Here is an 18,903-nt window from a genome sequence, read left to right on the forward strand (position 1 = left end):
ATTCCAGCTGTTGCATCCAATTGGTGGTCGTCCTCCTTGAATGGGATTTAATTCTCCCCTTTTGATTTTCTTTTATTTTTCCTGTTATTGGTTTTAATTGATTGACAAGTAAATGTCGAAACTTTTTTGACTCATATAACATTTGGGGAATTATGTAATAGTATTTAATTCCTTTGAAATATTTGAGTAGTGTGGAATATGGATTGGGGAAGGTTATAGTTTTTACTCTGACAATCCCTTCCTGTTCAGAACGCTTGAATTTTTTTTCAATCCGGTCTGTAGGAAGACCTGGCAGGTATAGATCGAATATTTTGTTGATTTAGAGGTTGTTACTCAATTAAATCACATCTTTTACGAAAATGGCTTTCTTTATATAGTTTAATATATCAGAAAACCTTTTTTTAATCTGTCCCATAATTAAAATTTGTAATTCCCTAATGTTTGAATTAGCAATCTTTGTGCCATACTTTAAATCAGGGCTAATTTTAACATAGAGTTTATTTTTTAAGAATTATTTTAATTATTTGTTAAGAAATAATTGTGAATATATTTTCGTTATCCCGGGATCTGTTGCTGATAAGATTTCTGTCGATTCCATATAAATTTTGAAAAATATCATTCTGTACCTGCGAGCTTGAAAGGTATCCCCAATGATTTCCTACTTCATATTTAAGGCTGTTTAGAAGATCATCCTTTACGAAGGTACAGTCGATAACGGATACAATGTCTTTGTAATGAGCAATATCGCTCGGGCCATTTTTACCAAGTCTTGGGGTAAGTATATTTTTCGTAAACTGAGAAGCTCCCAGAATAATATCCTGTCTGTTTAAATAAATGGAAATCCTGTTGGCTAATAAAGGAAGTTTATTAAATGAATCCTCGGAATCTTCAAATACTTTATAACTTACATCGGCATTCAGCAGGAGAACCTGGTCGATAACGCGAAGTATATTTTCTCTTTTAAGACTGTATAACATACTTTGAAGTACCCTGTTTCCCATAGAGTGAGCCATAAGATGTATCCTCTGATTACAGGGAGCAAGATTCCGGTTGGAAAAAATATCTTTTAAAAACTGCGTATAGAAGTAAAACAATCTCACCAGAGAGGTTCCGGAATTGATGCTGGAAGCCTTATCATCAAAATAACTCAGCGGGATCATACTGCCGGAAGCGGGCCAGCTTACAAATAAGATATGTTCTACAGGAGAGGCCGGATTATCAATAAATATTTTCTTAAGATCTAGTATAGCTTTTAACTCATCATCAAAATCATACAGATAACCATGGATGAATATAAGGACATCACTTCTGTCTTTGGTAGAAGACATGTTTTTGTACAATTCATAAAACATTCTTTGCGTTCCGCCCAGATTATTAGCTGTAAGAGAGGATTTTTTTATCCCTTTTTCGCTCAACAGAACGTCTAAGACTTCTTCATAACCCTGTTTTTCGGGTTCAGAAAAAAGCTTGTAATTTAAAATGTTTCTGTTGGTATAGTCTTTTTTCTTTTTGTCCTGCGCGGTAGGCTCCTTAAGATTATCAAAATCACATTTAGCGATCCTGAAATTAGGAATCGAGTATTCTTCGTTGGAAAAAGAGTCTACTCTTTCGCCTTTGTGCCGGATAATTTTCCGGTTGCTTAAGATATAAACGGCCATGAGAGGTAATTGGTTGTAATGGTATTAGCTTTCCGAAATTAGTGAAAAATATTGGAATACAACAGATAAGGCTTTTAAATTATCACTTTTACAAAAGCTTATTTTTCCGTAACTTTGTGAAACTTTTTTTGCTAAAAAATAAAAGCTACTTTAATGGAAGAAGAAAAAAAATCACTCAATTTTATTGAGCAAATTATAGAAGATGATTTGGCAAACGGCCTGAAAAGAGATCAGATCCGTTTCCGTTTTCCACCTGAACCCAATGGTTATCTGCATGTAGGACATACAAAAGCCATCTGCATCAACTTTGGGCTGGGTGAAAAATACAATGCTCCCGTAAACCTTCGTTTCGACGATACGAACCCTGAAAAAGAAGAACAGGAATTCGTAGATTCTATCATGAAAGATGTTGAATGGTTAGGTTTCAAATGGGATAAAGTTTTGTATGCATCAGATTACTTCCAGCAGCTTTACGATTGGGCCGTGCGGTTAATTAAAGAAGGAAAAGCTTACGTAGATGAGCAGCCGTCTGAAGTGATTACCGAGCAAAGAAAAAATCCTGCAGAACCGGGAATTGAATCACCATACAGAAATCGTCCTGTTGAAGAGTCTTTGGATTTATTCGAAAGGATGAAAAACGGAGAATTTGAAAGTGGTTCAATGTCTCTTCGTGCAAAAATCGACATGGTTTCACCCAATATGAATATGCGTGATCCTGTGATGTACAGAATTTTGAATAAGCCTCACCACAGAACGGGTACAGCCTGGAAAATTTATCCAATGTATGACTGGGCTCATGGCGAGTCTGATTACATAGAACAGGTTTCACATTCACTTTGTTCTTTGGAGTTTGAAAATCACAGACCATTGTACAACTGGTATTTGGATCAGGTTTATGAAGAAGGAAGGGTGAAAAACAAGCAGAGAGAATTTGCGAGGATGAATGTTTCCTATATGATTACTTCCAAAAGAAAGCTACAGAGACTGGTAGCAGAAGGAGTGGTAACCGGATGGGATGATCCTAGAATGCCTACTATTTCTGGAATGAGAAGAAAAGGATTTACTCCCACCTCCATCAGAAACTTTATTGAAAAAGTTGGGGTGGCGAAAAGAGAAAATCTTATCGAAATCCAGCTGCTTGATTTCTGCGTACGTGAAGACCTGAATAAGGTTGCCAAACGTGTAATGGCCGTAGTAGATCCTGTAAAATTAGTGATCGAAAACTATCCGGAAGACAAAGAAGAATGGTTAGAAACTGAAAATAATCCTGAACAGGAAAATGCAGGAACAAGAGAAGTACCATTCTCAAGAGAAATCTATATCGAACGCGAGGACTTCAAAGAGGAAGCAAACAATAAATTCTTCAGACTTAAATTAGGTGGAGAAGTTCGTTTAAAATCTGCTTACATCATCAAAGCTGAAAGAGTAGAGAAGGATGAAAATGGTGAGATTACTACCATCTATGCGACTTATGATGAGAAAAGTAAGTCAGGAAGTGGAACAGAGGAGAGTTTAAGAAAAGTAAAAGGAACTTTACATTGGGTGTCTGCAAAACATGCTATTCCTGTAGAAGTAAGAATCTACAACCAACTGTTTACAGTGGAGCAGCCTGATGCGGAAAAAGATGTAGACTTCTTAAACTTCATCAATCCTGAGTCTGTAACTACAGTGAAGGGATTTGCTGAACCAAGTCTGAAAGAAGTTGCTGTGGGAGAACCATTACAGTTCCAGAGAATCGGGTACTTTACAAAAGATCAGGATTCTACAGAAGATACGTTGGTATTTAACCGTACAGTAACGTTGAAAGATTCCTATAAACCTGAATAATTTTCAGGAATAGATCATAAACAACAGCAGGGCTTCATTTGGAGTTCTGCTTTTTTGTTTCTGTTGGAAAACGCAAAGTCGCTAGGAAGTTTATACCTAGTGATTATTTTTAAGACGCAAGGAAAATCGAAGATTTCCGGCAAGAAATAATAAATAATAATATGTTATCATGTTCTCAAAGAGTAGGAAGATTACACAGAAATAAACTTTCTATTATCATCTGCTTACTTTGCAAAATCTGCGAGAAAATTTAAAATCAGCAGCCTTTAATTGTATCGAAGATAAAATCCTGGCGCCTTAAAAACGGTTAGAAAAAATAATTTTGCGTCTTTGCGTTTTCCAACCTATAATTTTATAAGTCAGAATTAATATTAAGAATAGTTGATAAAGTAAAATCAGGGCTCCAAATGAAGTCCTGATTTTACTTTAATAGTTTAAAATCTGAAGTATAAGATCCTATTTCAAAAAGTCTTTGTCTTGATACGCAGGATTAGGATATTTATAAAACCCTTCCCCTGTCAATACTCCCAGTTTTCCTTTATCAATATACTCTTCTTTTAATTTTTCTACAGCTTTGATCTTTAATGGATCCTGAGTTTCCTCAGCTTCCATTTTATTAATATTATAAGCTGTTGTAATTCCCACAACATCCAGAATACCAAAAGGCCCTGCAGGTGCACCTGTAGCTACCATCCATGTCTTATCAATTGTTTCTATATCTGATACTTCATCAACCCAGAGATTGACTGCTGCGCCAAGCAAGGGAACCAGTAATGAATTGACAATATACCCAGGTTGTTCCTTCTGGATAGGTAAAGCAACCATTCCTATATCTTTTGCAAATTGGATGACTGCATCAAATACCTCCTGTGAAGTTCCCGAGTGGCGCATCACTTCTCCGGTATTATGTTTCCAGATTTCATTGGCAAAATGGAGGGCGACAAACTTCTCTGGTCTTCCTGTATCTTTTGCAAACTGGCTTGGAAGAAGGGTAGAGGAGTTTGTGGCAAAAACTGTTTTTTCAGGGGCTACCTGAGCCAGCTTATGGTAGAACTCCGTTTTGATGGCTGGATCTTCGGGAACTGCTTCTATCAGAAGATCGGCATCTTTTACGGCTTCAGCAAGGTCTGATGAATAATTGATATTTTTAAATGTGGCATCAAGTTGCTCCTTAGTTGCTCCCAAATCTTTCTGGTAAGCTTCACTTAATGCAGTAAATTTACCTTTGGCTTTTTCCAATACTTCATCATTGATATCATATACGGTAACGTTGAAACCGTGATAGGCAGTCTGGAAGGCGATCTGATATCCCAATACACCACTTCCTGCTATCGTTATATTTTTAAAATCCATGAGATTTATTTTTAATTAAAAATGTTTTTAAAGTAGATGATACTTTTTAAAAAAATGATACTTTGCCTTTAACGCAAAGGCTTTGCGGAGTAGATTTATCTGCCTTTGCTCTCTTGAAATAAGAATAAGTTTTTTATAAATCTTTGCGTTAAAAATAAAGTATGCACTACTTTAAAACTATTGTTTTGTAAGCTAATATTTTCAATCTTTTACTCCTTTTACCCATTCCTGAAATCTGGTCAGGAAAGATTCGTGTTCTTCTTTTTCTTCCGGACGGTTGACAAGGATGTGTTCAAAATAGGTTCCTTTCAATATTTTTCTTAAAATTCCTTCCCCTAAGAAAGGTTTATAATCATTAAGAGCTTGAGTAGCTTTTAATAAATGTCGGATGTCATATTGTAAAGGATTGATATCCGGAACCTGTTTGTTAAGATTCAAAAGATTGTAAACCGCTATTCTGGCCGTTCTTACAGAGCTTTCCATAGTGAATACAACATCATTATTTGTTTCTACAAACTGTCCTACAAGACCTAAGTTGGTACATCCTTCAGGAACTACTCTCGGACGGTCTCCCATCGCTCTTGGCATAAACATAGACGTAATATAAGGCATGAACGCTGTACGTACAATGGTGTTTTCTATGACATTATCCAGTTGATCAGTCATTCCAAGGTGATAACACAGTTCGGCAAGAATCTCGTTTCCGGTACATTGAGGCATTGTTTTTTTAATATAATTACCTTCTTTATCCATCAACAAGGCATATACCCATACTACAAGGATGTCATCCGGCTGAGTAGGGAAGTGCGGCTGTCTGTTGCAGGTAAAACTCATTACCCAGTTGGAGTCTGTAATGGTAATAATACCTCCGGTAGCTGTTCTTCCTGAATAAGGATCATTTACACACAGTTCTTTCAGTTTTTCTGTAAAAGCAGAAGGACGGCAGGTTAATGTAGCAGATTCCCATGAAGATTTTTCAATATGGCTACAGAATTTTTCAGGTTTCCCGAACACTTCAGATTTTGCAGCCAGATTTTTCCAAAGTTTCCATCCGGCACTTTGTCCGGCGCTGCTGTTGTCTATCGTAACTTCAGGAACAGTATTATTGTCTCCGTAGAATGTACTTTCAGTCATAGACCCGGTAGTTACAATAACGTAATCATCTTTACCGATGGGTATTCTTACTTCCTCTCCATTCTGTTCAGTGATGATTCCTTCAATAGTTTTTCCTTCCGTATTAATATGAATATCAAGATCTTTTACCAATGTATTGAACTGGATCTGTACTCCTTTTTCAACCAGGAAGTTTTTTAAAGGCGTCACATAGGTGTCGTATTGATTGTATTTTGGAAATACCAGACATGAGAAGTCTTTCATTCCGTCAATAGCATGAAGGAATCTGTGCATATACAGTTTCAGTTCCAGTAAGCTGTGCCAGTTTTCGAAGGCAAACATAGAACGCCAGAAGAACCAGAAATTACTGTTGAGGAAAGATGGAGAAAAATAATCTTCAATGGTAAGATCATCCAGCTCTTCTTTTTTCTTTAGTAGTAGTTTTACAATCGCCAGCTGATCTTTTTTCTCCAATCCGAATTTACTGAAATCCTTGATCTGTCCTTGATTGTGGATCAGTCTTGCTTTAGAATAGTTTGGGTCGTTGTCATTAACAAGACGGTATTCATCCAATACACTGTAAGGTGCAGGCAGCTCCAAAGCAGGAATATCCTGAAACATGTCCCATAAATTTTCATAGGTCATATCCATTTCTCTACCTCCACGGATGATGTAACCGTCTTTTGCGTTACCGGCTCCATCCAGAGATCCGCCTTCCACATTCAGCTGGTCAAGGAAAATAATGTTTTTGCCTGGTACACGGCCATCACGGATAAAATAATAAGCGGCAGACATACCCGCAATTCCGCTTCCTACAATATAGATTTTACTGTTTTCGTAAGACTGTAAAGGAATACCTTTGTTACGTTGATAATTTCCGATCTGATCGGAAAAAGGCATTGTTTTTTCAGGAGTGTTAATCTGAACCTCTTTACTTGAATCCGGTTCGTGGTTTACGTTTCCGAACTGGTCAGAGGCATTTAAAACTTTGTCGAATTTTGAATTGATCGTACTCATTTTGTATTGTTTTTAATTAACAGTATAAAGGTAGCTCTATTCACAAAGCGATGTATATCCCCAAGTTCAGAATTATTATCCCCAAATTCTCATGATTGAATATTTTCCTTTATTCTGTATTCTGACGGGGAAAGTGTAGTATGTTTTTTAAAGAAACGACCAAATGCCGAGGCGGAATTAAATTGTAACTCAAACGCAATTTCAGAAATCGTCATATCAGGATTTCCAAGCATGACATAAGCTTCTTTCAGTAAGGCTTCATCAATCACTTCATGAGGTGTTTTTCCGCTTGCTTTTTTTATGATTTCAATGAGGTATTTATTGGAAACATGAAGCTGATCTGCATAAAACTGAACGGTTCGTTCCCGGTTGATATTTTCTCTGATCAGCTTGCCGAACTTCAGATAGAGATCTTTTTTTTCTTCTTTTTTTGCCGGATCTGCAGAATTCTGCTGTTCTATAATCTCAGCGGTCTCCAGCAGCAGATTAAAAATAATAGTACGTATAATTTCTTCTGTAAACTTCCCTTCCTTCTGAGATTTTTTATCAAGATAATCCAGAAGGTTCTGAAGGAGTGATGAGTTTTTTTCACTAGTTTTTATAATGCTGTAGGAACCTTTAGAGAAAAGATTCATTTTCTCGATGATGAAAGGATTGGAGATGTTTTTAATCAGAAAATTCTTGTCAAAGAACAGCAGTTTCATTGTGAAATCATCGCTGGTTTTTCCAAATTTTACAATCGTAGATGGTGCAGCGATAAGAAAACTGTGAACATCTACTTTATATTTCTGACGATCGATCTCAATATTGATTTCTCCGGCAGTACAGACACACAGCGCATAGTAATCCATTCTGAAGGGAGCCTTTGGAAATTCAAAAATGGGTTTTCCTGAAGAAATATAGTAGGATTGCCGGCAGTCAATACTGTAAAAGGATAGCGTGTCATGTAAATTTTCGTAGGTTACCATTCTCAGTATCGGTTAAATTTTTATTGTGTTTTTAAGTATTTTTAGTTTGTAAACGCTTGTTGTTACTGCAATTTACGATTTTTATGAAAGTTTTTCGGTTTTATATGTTAAAAAAAACATTTTATTCAGGATGCATTTGAAATTGTGTTGTAAGAGATGTTATTGATAAAAAAGAGGTTTAAATAAAGGCTTTTTGGGTTATTTTTATCTAATTTTGCACTTTCAAATTCCCCAAAATATTATTGTGAGACTCATTAACGTATATACGAGTTCTTTTAAAGGACTCTCGCAGGAGAGTTGGATGCTGGCGTTGGTAATGCTCATCAACAGGGCTGGTTCTATGGTACTTCCGTTTCTGGGAGTTTATATGACGAATCATTTGCATTTCAGTATTGAAAATTCCGGAATTGTACTGAGCTTCTTTGGAATAGGTTCGGTTATCGGATCATGGTTAGGTGGAATGATTACGGACAAAATAGGTGAGTACAGGGTACAGAGTCTGAGCTTACTTCTCAGTGTGCCCTTATTCTGTATGATTCCTCTCTTTACTACTGAAGCTGGTCTGGCGGGAATTATTTTAGCCCAAAGTATTGTAAGCGAAACTTTTCGTCCTGCGAACTCGGTGGCGATTACCAAATATGCAAAACCTGAAAATATTACCCGAGCTTTCTCACTGAACCGTATGGCCGTAAATCTTGGGTTTTCTATTGGTCCTGCGCTGGGTGGTATTTTGTCGGCTATTTCTTATGAATTTCTGTTTTTCAGTAATGCACTGGCTGCTTTGCTGGCGGGATTAATGTATATCTGGTTCTTTAAAGGCCGTGCAAGACTGGCGAAAGAGAAAGCGAAAAAAGTAAAAGAAGTGATCATTATTAAAAAAGAAAGTTCTCCTTACCGCGATAGTAAATTTTTGATTTACTGTGTATTCTGTATGCTGTTTTCCATATGTTTCTTTCAGTTGTTCAGTACTCTGACCATATTTTATAAGGATACAGCACATTTAAGTCAGCAAAATATCGGATACATTCTGGGATACAGCGGTTTCCTGATTGTATTGTTGGAAATGGGATTGGTACAGGTCGCTGAAAAGTATTTTACTTTAGCCTTTACAATGCTGTTCGGAACTTTCCTGTGTGGTGTTTCCTATGCAATGCTGGCATTTGATTACAGTATAATTACCCTTGTGTTGTCTATGACATTGCTTTGTGTGGGAGAAATATGGACACTTCCATTTATGTCTACTATTACAGCATTACGTTCGGGAGAAAACAATAAAGGCGCTTATATGGGATTGAACGGAATGTCTTTTTCCATTGCATTTATCATTACGCCTTATATAGGAACACTGATTGCAGAAAAGGCGGGATTCAATGTATTATGGATCGGGACCGGGCTGCTTGCTGTATTTATTGCCTTTGGTTTTTATTTTATCATTCCGTGGATGCTTGGGGATAAAAATAAAACTGAAGCTGAAGAAGGGATTGTATAATACTTTTAATTCGTGAGTTTTAAAATAAAATGTTTCGGGCAATTTCGTAGAAATTGCCCGAAACATTTTTAATATATATAAGTCGTTTACAATTAAGATTTTGAAATAATCGAATTAATAATCATATTGGCATGAATCCTTGAATTTTCAATGAACCAGAGGTGAGTGTCTTTCCCTCCGCAAACTACTCCTGCAAGATAGAGATTAGAAATATTGGTTTCCATGGTTTCAGGATGGTAAAAAGGATTCAGACAATCTCCATGAAGTTCGATTCCTGAATTTCTCAGGAAATCAAAATCCGGAAGGTAGCCGGTCATAGCCAGTACGAAATCATTGTCAATTTCATGAGTTTCTCCTTTCTCATCTTTAAAAACAACAGAATTTTCTTTAATTTCGATCATTTCGGCATTAAAATGGGCTTTAATGCTCCCTTCGGCAATTCTGTTTTCAATATCCGGTTTTACCCAATATTTTACACTTTTTGAAATCTCAGCATGGCGGACAATCATCGTTACTTCAGCTCCTTTTCTGTAGGTTTCCAGTGCAGCATCTACAGCAGAATTACTTGATCCTACTACTACAATTTTCTGTTGTGCATAAGGATAAGGCTCGGTATAATAATGTTTGACCTTCGGAAGATTTTCTCCTGGAATATTCATAAAATTAGGAATATCATAGAAACCGGTAGCAATAACTACATTTTTAGCCTGATAAATTGCTTTGGTAGTTTTGATTTCAAATATTTCATCCTTTTTCAAGATATTCAAAACCCTTTCATAAAGATTGATATTCAGATTTTTTTGTCTTGCAATGCCCTGATAGTATTCCAGAGCTTCCTGTCTTCCCGGCTTTGGAGCCGTAGAAATAAATGGCACTTCGTCAATTTCCAGTTTTTCTGCAGTAGAGAAGAAACGCATATATAAAGGGTAATTGTATAGTGAATTGACAATCGTTCCTTTTTCTATAATTACATGACTAAGATTGTTTTTTTGAGCTTCAAGGGCGCAGTTTAAACCGATTGGTCCGGCCCCGATAATCAGAATATCCAACATTTCCATCTAACAAATGTACGACTGAAATTACAAATTATCAATAATGAATGATGAATTTGTGATTGTTTACTTCTTCTAGTACTTGGCATCAGTTTTGGTGTTTTCTACCAATTTCAAAATGTAAACTATGAAAAAAGTATTGATTGCGGTATTCGCCCTGACTATGATTGTAGCCTGTAAAAAAGAAGCCGGAAAGCCTGTTCCCGGTGAAATAGATTCCATCGCAGAAAATAAAACAGACAGTGCAGGTATTGTTCAGAGTAATGCTGAGAAAGAAGCTGTTTTAAAGCAGACTAATGATGAGGTACTGAAAGCACTGAAAGCTAAAGATTATGCAACTTTTGCATCCTTAATTCATCCACAAAAAGGAGTCCGGTTTTCAATGTATGCTTTTATTAACCTGAAGGAAGACAAACATTTTTCTAAAGCAGATTTTGAAAAATACCAGCCTACCAAAACCTTGTTTACATGGGGAGCGCATGATGGCTCAGGTGATCTTTATAAAGCAACGATTAATGATTATTTTGGTAAATGGGTGTTTTCTAAAGATTTTACAACATCACAATATTCACTGAATAAATTTATTGGAGGAGGTAACTCCCTGAATAATTTAAAGGAGATTTATCCTAAAGCTGATTTCACGGAAAATTATATCAAAGGAACAGAAAAATATGGCGAAATGGATTGGAAAACCGTTCGTTTTGTATTTGAAGAATTTCAGGGTAAATACTACCTGATTGCTGTTGTGAATGACCAGTGGACGATATAGAAGTTAGAAGTTAGAAGCAGGGAAATGGAATAAACTTCCAGTTTTCAGCCTCTAACTTCCTTTCTCTTTTTATTTCAAAACTTCAGTCAGTTGTTGAGTAAGATTTTTTCTTGAAAACTGTTCAATATGCTGAGTGTTTTCAAGAAGGCTGCCATTTTTCCACAGTTCATATTTTTCAAGAATAAACTTTTTAATGGTTTCAGTATCCTGATAACTGAAATGTTTTCCTGCCTGCGTTTCTTCGAGAATTTTTGCGACATCCGCTTTGTCCGGACCGAATGACAGGATCTGTTTTCCTGAAGCCAGATATTCAAATATCTTTCCGGGGATAATTCCTTTTGAAGATTCATTCGGGAAATTGGTAATAAGAAGCAAATCTGAATTTTGCATTTCTTCAACAGCTTTCCCATGGGCAAGATATCCGAGATTCAGGATATGATTTTTCAGACTTGAATTTTCGATAGCCTGAAGGATTTTATCATCTATTCTTCCTACAAATTTCAACTTAAAATCAGCCGCAAATTCAGGGTTTTCTTTCACCAGTTCGTCGAGTGCTTTCCAGAGATTTTCAGGGTTTCTCAGCTGTTCCAAAACCCCGATATAGCTTAGCGTAAATGCCTGTTCAATTTGAGAATTTTTTTGTTCTTCTGCTTTTTCGCTTGAATCACTTTCATCAAATCCATTCGTAATACAAACGGCATTAGCTCCCGCTTTGCTGAAATTTTCAGCATCAGTATAACTTGTCGCTAAGGTAATGTCTGCATTCTTAAATACAGCACTTTCCAGCTGGCGGTGTTTTTTATCTGAACTTTTGGTTAATTTCAGATGTTTATAATAAGAAATTTCTGTCCATGGATCACGGAAATCGGCAATCCATTTGAGCTCCGGCATTTTATTTTTAAGCCCCAAACCAATCAGATGAAGTGAGTGAGGTGGGCCGGAAGTAACGATAGTATCTATTTTATTTTCTTTCAGGTATTTTTCCAGAAATGTAACGGAAGGTTTTACCCAAAAAACTCTGGCATCCGGAATAAAAAAATTACCTCTTACCCAAATCGAAAGTTTAGATTTCCAGCTTTGGTTTTTGCCTACATCAAATTGTCCGGCTTTGAATTTTTTATTGCTCTTATTCAGTTTTTCAGCCAGTTGATAAGGTTCCCATATTTTGGTTCTTACCATCTCAATATTTTCCGGAACATCTTTCATCAGTGTTTCGTCCAGCAATGGATAACTTGGATTTTCCGGAGTATAGATGATCGGTTTCCAGCCAAAATCAGGCAGATATTTTGCAAACTTCAGCCATCTTTGAACACCAGGACCTCCCGCAGGAGGCCAGTAATAGGTGATAATCAGTATTTTCTTTTGTTCCATTTATTTTCTTAATGGTCTTTGTCATTCTGAACGAAGCGTAGCGCAGTGAAGAATCTCACTCTATCTCTTCATTGAGAAATTTCCAATCTGGATTGAATTCTTTAATTAAGTTTTCTTTCTTTTGTCTGGTCCAGCCTTTTATTTGTTTCTCTCTATTTATTGCTGTCTCAATGTCACCAAAATGTTCAAAATATATTAAATAAAAACATTTATATCTTGAGGTGAAGCTTTTTTCAATAGCTTCAGGGTTTTATGCCAATATAATTTGTTCTTCAAATCGTTGGTAACCCCTGTGTATAATACTGTCTTTGTTTTATTAGTCAGTATATAAACATAGTAATTATGAGTACCTAACGTTTTCATATTTGATTTTGAGATTCTTCATTACGCTATGCTTCATTCAGAATGACATACTTCAATAATTATTTTAAGCTTTTTTATTCAGCTACAATCTCTTTTTTCTTCTTCTTATTCATCCAGAAAATTCCAAATGCAGCCAACAGGATAAATAATCCGAATGAAAGAAGAGAAACCCATTTTCCTTTTTCAATCACTTCAGGTTCAAAAACCATTCTGATGTGGTGATTTCCTGCTGGAACATGTACTGCACGAAGTAAATAATCTGCTTTGATGTAAGGAACTTCTTTTTCGTCTACCAGAACTTTCCATCCGTGAGGATAATACACTTCGGAAAATACAGCCAATTGAGGCGTTTTCGACTGAGATTTAAACTCAAGTTCGTTAGGCTGGTATTTCGTTAGGTTGATAAATGCTGTAGAATCTGCCTGAACAGGTTTGTTATCAAAATAGGATTTGTCAGATGAAGCAATGACAGCCGTTTTCTTGTTGTCAATAGTTCCGATAGCTTTAATTTCCTGATTAGGAGTATCTGCAAATTTTAAATCACTTACAAACCATGCATTACCATTGGCTTTTGGATTAGGAACAACCTGTGGCTGTTCAGGACCTCCGAAAACCATGTATTTAGCATTCAGTAAGTTTAATACATTAGGTGTTTTTACACTGTCAATACTATTGATGTATTCATTCAGTACATCGTCATATCTTCTTAATTTTACAGCGTGATAACCACCGATGGAAGCCTTAAAATAAGAGGTATTGGTTTCACTGGTTACGCCCAATGTCTGGTTGTAGATTCTGTAGTGTGTTTTATCTTTTTCAGCAATAGTTTCCAATGTTTTATTGATGTTGACATTGGATAAAATAGATTCCAGATTCGGATTTCCCTGCACTTTTTCAGCCAACAGGTCTGAGCTTTCTGTCTGGAAAGGATTTTCAGCAAAGATTTTATCTACGTAGTTTTCGTCATTTAAATAACGTTTGTTTACCGTCCAAAGGTCGAATAAACTTACAAGTCCAATCACTACCAAAGCAATATTCTGGTTCAGCTTTTTCTTTAAAGTTAAGAATAACGCAGCAGCAGTAATCGCTACATAAATGAATGCTTTTATGGCATCTATTCTGAATAATTTATATCTTTCATCTACAAGATAATCAAGCAGGAAAGGAGGGAAGTAGGTTTTTTCGCTTTCTGTAGCAAAACCTAACAATGACTTTCCAAAGATTAAAAGAATCAATAAAAATCCTAACGTTCCACCTCCTACATACATAAGGATCTTTTGTTTGTATTCTTCAGTCAGTTTTTCATCTGTAAAGAATCTGTATAATCCCAGAATAGCAATTAACGGGAATAATAACTCTACTACCACTAAGATTGAAGAAGGAGCTCTGAATTTATTATAGAACGGTACATAATCGATAAAGAAATCGGATAATGGCATAAAGTTACTTCCCCAAGCCAGTAAAATGGTCAGGATGGAAGCTCCCAAAATCCAGTAACGGTATTTTTTTGAAGCAAAAAAGAATCCTAATAGGGCAAGGAAACATACGATAGCTCCCTGATAAGCAGGTCCTGATGTTCCCGGCTGGTCTCCCCAATAGGTTACTCCGCTGAAACCTTTGGAAATTCTATCCATTTCAGCCTGTGAGCCTACATTTTCCTGAACCAGTTCCTGAACTCTGTTCATGATTTCTTTTCCTTCAGGTTCCTGGCTTCCGCCACCCATTAATCTTGGAATGAAAAGGTTTAAAGTTTCCAGTTGTCCATAACTCCACATCAGCATACTCTCTTTGTCCATTCCGGATTTTCCTGAAGTATGGCTGTCGTTATTTAAAATCTGCTTTCCACGAACTGTTTCTTTTACATATTCTGAATTGGCCATGATTCTTTGTGAATTCATTCCAACTCCAATAATACATGATGCAGCAATAATTCCTGATGAAATAAGGAAATGCTTCATCGGTGTCTTTTTCTGGATGGCTCTGATAAGTTCAGAAAGGAATAAGAATCCTAAAGCAAGAAACAGATAATAGGTCATCTGTATGTGATTGGCAGCAATTTGAAGCCCCATAAAAAGGGTAGTGACAATGAAGCCCCAGATGTATTGTTTTCTGATGTACACCAGTAAAATACCGGCCAGCAACGGAGCAAAATATTCAATGGTATTGACTTTACCATTATGTCCCGCTGCAATAATAATGTAAAAATAGGTTGAAAGCCCGAAGAAAGTGGCTCCTAAGAGAGCGTACTTCCAGTTTCTGACCACTACCATTCCCAAAAGGAAAAAACCTGCAAATAGCAGGAAGAGATAATTGACTGGCCTTGGCAGGAAATTCAGATTGCTGTCGATTTTTTTGATGATGTCGCCTTTGAACTGGCTTCCCATCTGATAAGTCGGCATTCCTCCAAACATGGAGTCGCTCCAGTAGGTTTCATTTCCGGTATTGGCTCTATAGTCGAGCAGTTCTTTTGCTCCTCCTCTGTACTGCACAATATCGTGCTGGAAAAGCTGTTTTCCTGAAAATACAGGAGTGGAATATAAAAATGCTAAAACTATAAATACTACTAATGAAGCTGCAATATAAATTAAGTTTTTATTTTTTGCCATGCTGGTTATTATCTTTTATTTCTTTGAATTTACCTTTTGTCATTACTCTCTTTCACCTCTTCGTAGTCTACAGTTTCTGCGTCCCACTTAAGGTTTTGTTGGTTATTCTTATTCGAGTTGTGTAGATCCTGCTGTCTGTTATTCTGGTTATCATTATTGAAACGATAGCTGTAAAATGTCTTAAAGAAAATTCTTTTCAGAATATTCCAGACAAAGAAAATAATAATGGCAGTGAGTACTAACTCAAGAATGTACTTCATAATTTAAAAAATTTAAAGTTCAGGGTTTAAAGTATATTGTAAACCCTGAATGTTTACTTCAGTTATTTAGCAGATGGGTTTACCATTACCGAAGAATTGGAAACGCTTTTCATAGACTGAGATTGTTTTCCATCGGAAATGGTTTCTATCTGAGTTGTTTTTACGTTGATATTCTGGTTGGTAATCCATCCTGTGCTTTCGTCAAACTTAATGGTTCCGTTCTGAACCAGTTCACTGCTCAGGCTGTGGGTGATAGGTCCCTGAGCTTTCTTCTCCGTTTTCTTAGGAATCCCTCCGGTTACTGCAATTTCTGCCGCTCCGTTTCCTAGGCTTTTCAGTACATAATTAGAGGTTACTTTTACGTTTCCGCTTGGGTCAGCATTTTCAGAAGTAGACCATTTTTCTCCTATTTTTACTCCTTTTTTAGGAATAATCATCAGGTTTTTGTGGAACTGATCTTTCAATACCTTTTCGTTGAAAGATTGTTTAAGGCTTGCTACTACGCTTGCTTTTTCATTGGCATCCTTGATCAGGGTGCCTACAGCATTACCTACTTTGGTGTAAACGGCATCAAATCCTGTAATAGAAATCACATTTCCTTTGGTATCCATCTTCATCTGTAGTTTGTTTCCGGTAAGTGCTTTGTTGACGTTCCAGATCATTTTAAGATCGTCTTCTTTTGGAAGAGGAAGTTTGGTGTCTACTACTACCGTTTTTCCCTGTGCAGACTGAGAGCTTCTCTTTGCTACAAGGTTAAGGGTCATCTCATATACATTTCCTTTGATATCATCCACTACAAAATTCATTTCATCTGTAGACTCACTGGTAGCAGTAATGGATTTCCCCTGAGGATCTGTCATTGTCTTTACATCTCTCTGATAAGTGGTAAGAGGATATGTTTTTCCTTTTTCCAGCTTGAAAGTCTGTGTAATAACTCCCGCAGAATCTTTAATAGCCGGGTTTTCTGCAACTTTCGCTACAGAATCAGCAGGAACTTCTACCGTTACTGTCTTTCCGGTTTTAGGATCTACTTTTGTTATTTTTGCCGTTTCTTTTTTACAAGAAACAAGAGCTATCGATGATATAAGCGCAAGCGCTGCAATGTTCTTCATTTGATTTTTTTAACTTTATTTTTTACTACTATTTCTTAATAAATGATCTGCAATGTCGTGCAGTTTCCCCTGGGACTCTCCATCAGATTCATTGGAAAGTACTACCACTCCCATTTTTTTTGAAGGATAAACCTGAAGTACGCTTGAAAAACCAAATGTACCTCCTGTATGATAAACGGTTTGAGTTCCATCTTCATAGGTGTGTAATCTCCAGTAAAGTCCAATGGCATCTCCTTCACTTTTTACAAAAGGTGTATGGGATGTTTTCACATATTTATTGTTCTCATCCAGATGATACTGCATGTATTTCACCAGATCTCCTGTAGTAGAAATGATTCCTCCTGCGGGAGCAAAAATGGTTGTGAAATTTCTGGGCATTACCTTTCCTTTTTCGTTATAACAAGTCAATAGGTGTGCAGAATTCGTACCAATAATGGTATGATCCATTTTCAGAGGCTTTGTAATATACTCTGAAAGCAGGTTTTCATAGCTTGTATGATATACTTTTTCAAGGATATCCCCGGCAATCTGTGTTCCTACATTGGAATATTTATACTCTGTTCCGGGTACAAAATCCACTTTAGCCTGATGAAGATCCTCATAAAAATTCTTTTTTGAATAGTTTTTATAAAAATCTGACAGTGCCAGGGCGACAGAGTCCATTGGCTTTTTGAATGTTTCAGATTGATCCGGCAGAAACTGTGGCAATCCTGATGAATGATTGGTTAGATTCCCAATCGTTATTGGATGCTTTTCAAATTCAAGATTAGGATAATCTCCTATATATTTCCGGATATCATCATCCATTTTGATTTTACCATCTGCTAAAGCATGAGCCAGAAGTGTTCCGGTAAAGGTCTTGGTGATGGATGCAATCTCATATGGACTTTGGGAGGTTGGAAGCTCTGATTTCCCTATCTCCGTTGTACCATAATTATAAAAATAACTTTTACCATCTTTAAAAATACCTATTGAAAGTCCCACGCGTGCAGGATTCTGCATATAAGCGAGAGCTTCTTTCTGAACCATCTTATCAAGATCAGTCGTAAGACGGTTGTCTGTTGCTATTTTTTTTGTCTGCGCATTAAAAGCTAACGGAACAAAAAATAAGGGTAAAAGTGATTGTATTTTCATGGTTTACGGATTGGGTATCACGGACATTTTCTGTCTTACCGCTTCATACAAAATCGCTCCACATGCTACAGAAACATTCAGGGACTGAGTTTTTCCTTCAATAGGAAGTTTTATTTTTTCATCAGCATGATGCAATACTTCTTTAGAAATTCCGGTTTCCTCATTTCCCATCACGATAGCACATGGCTCAGTCATATTTACATCATAGATTAACTTCTGAGCTTTTTCGCTGGCTGCATATACGGAAATTCCGCTTTGTTGAAGGAAGTCTACAGTGTGTGCAAGATTGTTTTCCTTACATATTTTGATATTATAGATCGCTCCGGCAGAAGTTTTTATCGCATCGGAATTGATAGGAGCTGCTCCTTTTTCAGGAATGATAACGGCGTCTATTCCTACACATTCGGCAGTTCTGCAGATGGCTCCGAAGTTTCTAACATCAGTAAGTCTGTCCAGAATCAAAAGAAATGGTGTTTTTCCCTGCTCGAATAACTGTGGAACAATATCCTCCACTTTATGAAACGGTACATCCGAAATAAAAGCAACCACACCCTGGTGGTTTTTTCTTGTAAAACGGTTCAGTTTTTCAACCGGAACATAATTGGGACGGATTTTATTTTTCGCTAAAATGGCTTTTAATTCAGCATAAATAGGACCCTGAAGTGCATTCTGCACAAAGATCTTGTCAATCGTTTTTCCCGCTTCAATTGCTTCAATCACGGGACGCAGCCCGAAAATAAAATCGTCTTTCATTGAGTTGTTAAAATTTTATGTTTAAGGTTCAATGTTCATTGTTTAAAGTTCAAAGTTT

At 36.6% G+C, this 18,903-nt stretch carries 16 protein-coding genes; 3 read left to right on the plus strand and 13 right to left on the minus strand.

Annotated features, from left to right (window positions below):
* Positions 1 to 527 precede the first annotated feature (527 nt).
* Complete coding sequence (locus DDF69_RS00645) at positions 528 to 1,658, minus strand: alpha/beta hydrolase (RefSeq protein ID WP_114819080.1); 1,131 nt, start codon at positions 1,656 to 1,658, stop codon at positions 528 to 530.
* Positions 1,659 to 1,811: 153 nt separating this feature from the next.
* Here DDF69_RS00645 and DDF69_RS00650 point away from each other — a divergent pair, with 153 nt between their 5' ends.
* Entirely contained in the window at positions 1,812 to 3,485 is a 1,674-nt protein-coding gene (locus DDF69_RS00650; protein ID WP_114819081.1) for a glutamine--tRNA ligase/YqeY domain fusion protein, read from the plus strand.
* 456 nt (positions 3,486 to 3,941) lie between these two features.
* On the opposite strand, the gene DDF69_RS00655 is transcribed toward DDF69_RS00650, so the two are convergent.
* From DDF69_RS00655 to DDF69_RS00665, 3 genes are all read right to left on the minus strand, one after another.
* On the minus strand, positions 3,942 to 4,838 hold the full coding sequence (locus DDF69_RS00655; RefSeq protein WP_114819082.1) for a 3-hydroxyacyl-CoA dehydrogenase: 897 nt from the start codon (positions 4,836 to 4,838) through the stop codon (positions 3,942 to 3,944).
* A 201-nt stretch (positions 4,839 to 5,039) separates the two neighbouring features.
* Positions 5,040 to 6,968 (minus strand): oleate hydratase, encoded by a 1,929-nt coding sequence (locus tag DDF69_RS00660; RefSeq protein WP_114819083.1) that lies wholly within the window; start codon positions 6,966 to 6,968, stop codon positions 5,040 to 5,042.
* Positions 6,969 to 7,057: 89 nt separating this feature from the next.
* Positions 7,058 to 7,936, minus strand: coding sequence for an AraC family transcriptional regulator (locus DDF69_RS00665; protein WP_114819084.1), 879 nt, complete (start codon positions 7,934 to 7,936; stop codon positions 7,058 to 7,060).
* A gap of 301 nt (positions 7,937 to 8,237) precedes the next feature.
* On the opposite strand from DDF69_RS00665, the gene DDF69_RS00670 reads away from it, so the two are divergent.
* Positions 8,238 to 9,425 (plus strand): MFS transporter, encoded by a 1,188-nt coding sequence (locus DDF69_RS00670; RefSeq protein ID WP_114819085.1) that lies wholly within the window; start codon positions 8,238 to 8,240, stop codon positions 9,423 to 9,425.
* Positions 9,426 to 9,517: 92 nt separating this feature from the next.
* Here the strand turns inward: DDF69_RS00670 and DDF69_RS00675 are convergent, their stop codons facing one another.
* Positions 9,518 to 10,483 (minus strand): YpdA family putative bacillithiol disulfide reductase, encoded by a 966-nt coding sequence (locus tag DDF69_RS00675; RefSeq protein WP_114819086.1) that lies wholly within the window; start codon positions 10,481 to 10,483, stop codon positions 9,518 to 9,520.
* A gap of 121 nt (positions 10,484 to 10,604) precedes the next feature.
* On the opposite strand from DDF69_RS00675, the gene DDF69_RS00680 reads away from it, so the two are divergent.
* The gene (locus DDF69_RS00680; protein WP_114819087.1) at positions 10,605 to 11,246 is read left to right on the plus strand and encodes a hypothetical protein; all 642 of its coding nucleotides are present in this window, start codon (positions 10,605 to 10,607) and stop codon (positions 11,244 to 11,246) included.
* 69 nt (positions 11,247 to 11,315) lie between these two features.
* Here the strand turns inward: DDF69_RS00680 and DDF69_RS00685 are convergent, their stop codons facing one another.
* From DDF69_RS00685 to rlmB, 8 genes are all read right to left on the minus strand, one after another.
* Entirely contained in the window at positions 11,316 to 12,617 is a 1,302-nt protein-coding gene (locus tag DDF69_RS00685) for a glycosyl transferase family 1 (protein WP_114819088.1), read from the minus strand.
* 55 nt (positions 12,618 to 12,672) lie between these two features.
* Positions 12,673 to 12,855 carry a GIY-YIG nuclease family protein gene (locus tag DDF69_RS22465; protein ID WP_410494284.1) on the minus strand — a complete coding sequence of 61 codons (183 nt, stop codon included), beginning with the start codon at positions 12,853 to 12,855 and terminating at the stop codon, positions 12,673 to 12,675.
* Complete coding sequence (locus DDF69_RS22415; RefSeq protein ID WP_306594833.1) at positions 12,813 to 12,980, minus strand: GIY-YIG nuclease family protein; 168 nt, start codon at positions 12,978 to 12,980, stop codon at positions 12,813 to 12,815. Before DDF69_RS22415 ends, DDF69_RS22465 begins: the two co-directional genes overlap by 43 nt.
* A 74-nt stretch (positions 12,981 to 13,054) precedes the next feature.
* Positions 13,055 to 15,586 (minus strand): YfhO family protein, encoded by a 2,532-nt coding sequence (locus DDF69_RS00695; protein ID WP_114819089.1) that lies wholly within the window; start codon positions 15,584 to 15,586, stop codon positions 13,055 to 13,057.
* A gap of 29 nt (positions 15,587 to 15,615) precedes the next feature.
* Positions 15,616 to 15,846: a hypothetical protein gene (locus DDF69_RS00700; RefSeq protein ID WP_114819090.1), complete on the minus strand. Its 231-nt coding sequence runs from the start codon at positions 15,844 to 15,846 to the stop codon at positions 15,616 to 15,618.
* Between the two features lie 62 nt (positions 15,847 to 15,908).
* On the minus strand, positions 15,909 to 16,958 hold the full coding sequence (locus DDF69_RS00705; RefSeq protein WP_114819091.1) for a DUF6263 family protein: 1,050 nt from the start codon (positions 16,956 to 16,958) through the stop codon (positions 15,909 to 15,911).
* A 15-nt stretch (positions 16,959 to 16,973) separates the two neighbouring features.
* A complete protein-coding gene (locus DDF69_RS00710) occupies positions 16,974 to 18,092 on the minus strand; it encodes a serine hydrolase domain-containing protein (RefSeq protein ID WP_114819092.1) in 1,119 nt (372 codons plus the stop codon).
* 3 nt (positions 18,093 to 18,095) lie between these two features.
* On the minus strand, positions 18,096 to 18,845 hold the full coding sequence (rlmB, locus tag DDF69_RS00715; protein WP_062674398.1) for a 23S rRNA (guanosine(2251)-2'-O)-methyltransferase RlmB: 750 nt from the start codon (positions 18,843 to 18,845) through the stop codon (positions 18,096 to 18,098).
* Positions 18,846 to 18,903: the final 58 nt, after the last annotated feature.

Source organism: Chryseobacterium sp. KLBC 52 (genome assembly GCF_003347605.1).
In the GTDB taxonomy this organism is placed as follows: Bacteria; Bacteroidota; Bacteroidia; order Flavobacteriales; family Weeksellaceae; genus Chryseobacterium.